We start from the raw sequence: 1,430 nt of genomic DNA, 5'->3' as shown, positions 1-1,430 counted from the left end.
ACCCACACGCCAACCAGTTTCAGGTCGGGGCGGCGCCGGATGGCATCGATCGCGTTCGACCCGACTCCCCCCGTCGACCACACGACAACACGCATCAGCAGCTCTCCTCACTGGTCGTGCGCCCGCGCGGACGCGGCTGCGGCGCGCTCGAGATAGAGCCAGGCCACCTCCGGTGCGACGCCGCCACACAGCGGATGCAACGGCAACAGTCGCCCGCCGCGCATGTAATCGATCGCCTCCTCGGGGGTGAAAATGCGGTACGGGCCGCCGTCTTCGCGCAGCGCGTCGACGCTGTCGGCGCGGGTGATGCTGGCGACCGAATCGTCGTCGGGGCGATAGGACGCCGCCATGAGCGCGTCGTGCAACAGGTGCGGGCCCAAGTCATCCCAGGCCTGATCGACGTCGTCGGCAACGAAAACCGTTGTGGGAAACCCCGGCACGGGAAACTGGATGATTCCCGGTTCGTGCCCGTGGGCGCGGCATTGCTCTTCGTAGAACTCTTTCAAGCCGGGCGACTCGGTCTGGGAAATGAAGCCGAGTCCGAGGGCACCGGCGCGTCGTGCGGCGGCCTTGCTGCCGCCGGCGATGAGCACCATCGGTCCGTTGGCCGATCCACATGCCGGGGTGACGCGGACCGTGCGGCCGCGATATTCGACCGGTTCACCGCGCACCAGCGGACCGAGCACGGCAAGGATTTCATCCGCTGCCCGGCCGCGGCCGGCCATGTCGATGCCGAAGTGGTCGTACTCCTGGATTCGGTGCCCGACCCCGAACGCATAGGACACCCGCCCCTTGCTGATCAGGTCCAACACGGCGATTTCCTCGGCGAGCCGGACGGGATCCCACAGCGGTATCGGCACCGCGGCCAGCAGGATGGCCAAGGTTTTTGTTCGGGCCGCGACCGCCGACGCCAGCAGCAACGGCACGGGAAGATGACCGTCGTCGGTGCCGTGGTGCTCGGAGAGCACCGCCAACACGGCGCCGCGCGTCTCCGACCATGCGCACATGTCGATGGCCGCGGCGTACAGATCGGCGGCCGGTGCGCCCCAACGCGGGGCGCGCATGTCGAACCGAAGCGTGAACATCAGCAGGCGTCGCCCATGTGACGACATGCCAAACGCTCGTCGGGCCTCACCGATGCAGACTAACCTAAAATTTGTTCATTAAGATAGTGCCCGCTTTCTTAAACCCTTGACCGCGTCGATTCGCGGTTGTAGTTTCCAAGTCGAATGCTCGGTGACACCGGCCACCCGCCGTTGACGTAAGGGCAACGGCCGCCCCGGCTTTCGCGTTCGCGCGGCGCGCACGCACCTGAGGAGGAACAAGATGACGGCTCATCGCGTGGTGGTGTGGGCGACAGGAGGCATCGGCTCGATCGCCATCCGCGCCATTTCGCGGCGCCCCAATCTGGACTTGGTCGGCGTGTGGGT

General features: G+C 66.5%; 1 protein-coding gene. It reads right to left on the bottom strand.

The annotated features are described in order from the left end of the window. Nucleotides 1–107: 107 nt before the first annotated feature. Entirely contained in the window at nucleotides 108–1,085 is a 978-nt protein-coding gene (locus tag A5622_RS00200) for an LLM class flavin-dependent oxidoreductase (protein ID WP_066875915.1), read from the bottom strand. Nucleotides 1,086–1,430: the final 345 nt, after the last annotated feature.

This window comes from Mycobacterium sp. 1245801.1 (genome assembly GCF_001673055.1).
Lineage (GTDB): Bacteria > Actinomycetota > Actinomycetes > Mycobacteriales > Mycobacteriaceae > Mycobacterium > Mycobacterium europaeum_A.
The sequence above is the reverse complement of the archived record's forward strand: the minus strand, read 5'-3'. Positions and strand labels throughout refer to the sequence as shown.

What these genes read in the sequence shown, in the direction of transcription:
- A5622_RS00200 (WP_066875915.1), bottom strand. Translation starts at nt 1,085, where the DNA reads ATGTTCACGCTTCGGTTCGACATGCGCGCCCCGCGTTGGGGCGCACCG.